This is a genomic window from Agarivorans sp. (assembly GCF_050295395.1).
Classification (GTDB): domain Bacteria; phylum Pseudomonadota; class Gammaproteobacteria; order Enterobacterales; family Celerinatantimonadaceae; genus Agarivorans.
In genome coordinates, this window is sequence record NZ_JBNKPP010000134.1 from 1 (window position 1) to 2427 (window position 2427).

Annotated in this window: 3 protein-coding genes; all 3 read left to right on the forward strand. The window is 49.3% G+C overall.

Annotated features, from left to right (window positions below; translation table 11 throughout):
* The first annotated feature begins 112 nt into the window (after positions 1-112).
* Positions 113-1042 carry a Gfo/Idh/MocA family oxidoreductase gene (locus tag ACQY6Q_RS08180; RefSeq protein ID WP_427980041.1) on the forward strand — a complete coding sequence of 310 codons (930 nt, stop codon included), beginning with the start codon at positions 113-115 and terminating at the stop codon, positions 1040-1042.
* Positions 1043-1110: 68 nt separating this feature from the next.
* On the forward strand, positions 1111-1578 hold the full coding sequence (locus ACQY6Q_RS08185) for an Lrp/AsnC family transcriptional regulator (RefSeq protein WP_427980043.1): 468 nt from the start codon (positions 1111-1113) through the stop codon (positions 1576-1578).
* 9 nt (positions 1579-1587) lie between these two features.
* Positions 1588-2427, forward strand: an 840-nt coding sequence (mutY, locus tag ACQY6Q_RS08190; protein WP_427980045.1) for an A/G-specific adenine glycosylase, incomplete at its 3' end; no start/stop codon positions are given.

The window sequence follows — 2427 nt, forward strand, 5'->3', positions numbered from 1 at the left end:
AGTGGGTGATTCGCATTGCATCCACCCCGGACAAAGCCACTTTGTAAAAGCCGGTGATGAAGGCGCTCGCTTCATTGTAGTGGCTGCCAAAGTGAATCCTTAGGAGTTGGTGTTGTCGCAAACTAAACCAATCACAAAAGCCGCCATTATTGGCTGTAATTGGGGCATGGTGCACCTAGCTGCGCTGCAGCAAAGCGGCCTAGAGCTAAGTGCATTAGTAGATGTTGATCTACCACGCGCCCAAAGCTTAGCCCAACAGCTTAATATTGCTCATGCTTGCCAGTCTTTAACGCAGGTTCCAGAAGTAGACTTGGTGATTATTGCCACGCCTGCAATAAGCCATATGCAGGTAATTGAGCATTTTTCCCAGCAGGCGATTATCTGCGAAAAACCGTTGTTAGGCCTCTCGGCCAACCAGCTACCGGCAAACTGGCCAAAGCGTTTGTGGGTGAACTACGCCTTTAACCAGCTGGAAAGCGCCCAATTAATAAATCAACTGATTCAGCCAACACAGGGGCCAGTAAGGGTGCAACTTAGCTCGCAAGTAAACTTGCCACTCAAATTTAGTTTAGAGCAATGGTTTTTGGAAACCGCCAGCCACCCGCTGTCTTGGTTACTGCACTTGTTGGGCGAACCTCGGCAACTCAGCAAGCAAACCAGCGAGCAAGAGCTTAAGCTGGAACTGGCCTGTGGTGAACACCGCATTAACATCAATTTTACGCTAGGTGGCGCAGCAGGGATCTACCATCAAGTGCAAGTTCAGCAAGGGCAAAAAAATATTCAGCTTAAGGGGCACTATATTCCCGGACAAGCCTGGCGCTTTATGCCGGTATTACTTAATGGCGAACCGCAAAACCACGGTGAATACCATGAGAGTGATTGCTGGTTACTGGCTAATCAACGTTCCACTAGCCTGATCATTAAACACTTGCAAGGCCAGCTTAGTGAAGCCGAATTGTTGGCCCAGGGCGGCTTTAACCCCACCAAGGCACTCTGGTTAGAACAAAGTCTGTTAGGTGAAAAGTTTAACTCGGCGAGTTAAAGCTTGTTTCTTCGGCCTAAGCACTAGAAAATAGTAAATATCACTCAAGATTGAGCTAAAACTAAAAAATGAAACTCGATAGTAAAGATAAGTTAATACTCGATTTGCTACAGCGCGATGTGAGCATGCCACTAAATGACATCGCCGAACGGGTTGGTCTATCTGCCACACCTTGCTGGCGGCGCATTCAAAAGCTAGAGCAAGCCGGATTTATTCGCCATAAGGTAGCATTGCTCGATCGCAACAAACTCAATCTTGGGGTCACGGTATTTGTTAGTGTGCGCACCTCGCAGCACAACCAACAATGGTTAGATCAATTCAACCAAACCATTCAAGAAATTCCAGAAATCATCGAAGCCCACCGCATGAGCGGCAGTGTCGACTACTTATTACAGGTAGTTGTGCCCAGCATCGAAGATTACGACAAAGTCTATAAACAACTGATTGAGCGACTGGCCTTCACCGATGTGAGTTCGGCCTTTTCCATGGAAATGATGAAATCCACTACCTCACTGCCCACCCATTACTTAAGTTAAACACAACGCATGACAACACCACAAAATGATTTTGCCAGCCGCGTAGTGGCTTGGTACCACCAAGCTGGGCGCAAACACCTGCCTTGGCAACAAAATAAAAGCCCCTACAAAGTGTGGCTCTCGGAAATCATGCTCCAGCAAACCCAAGTGGCTACGGTAATCCCCTACTTTGAACGCTTTATGGCACGCTTCCCCACGGTAAGCAGCTTGGCCGAAGCCGATACCGATGAAGTGCTGCACCTTTGGACGGGCCTAGGCTATTACGCCCGAGCCCGCAACCTACATAAGGCCGCCCAATTAGTGGTAAGCCGTCATCAGGGGCAATTTCCCGAGCAGCTAGATGCACTGGTTGACTTACCGGGCATTGGCCGCTCCACCGCTGGGGCGATTTTGTCTTTAGCCTTAGGCCAAGCGCAGCCGATTTTGGATGGTAATGTAAAACGGGTATTGGCGCGTCATCAGGCGATTAGTGGCTGGCCGGGCAAAAAAGCCGTAGAACAACAGCTATGGCAACTGGCCGAAACCAATACCCCCAGCGAGCAAACCGCGGCCTATAACCAAGCGATGATGGACCTAGGTTCGATGATTTGTACTCGCAGCAAACCTAAGTGCCAAGCCTGCCCAGTGGCCGATGATTGCTTAGCATTTAAATACCAGCGCCAAACCGATTTCCCCGGTAAAAAACCGAAAAAAGTGCTGCCAGCCAAGCCGGTGCAAATGCTTATCTTACGCTGGCAACAGCAATACTTACTGGTGCAACGGCCGATGCAAGGGCTATGGGGCGGCCTATATTGTTTTCCAGAGATCCCCCCAGAAGACTGCATTAGCCAATGGTTAGAACAGCAGCAG

Excerpts from the sequence above, each read along its gene's own strand:
- ACQY6Q_RS08185 (WP_427980043.1), top strand. The coding sequence starts at position 1,111 with ATGAAACTCGATAGTAAAGATAAGTTAATACTCGATTTGCTACAGCGC.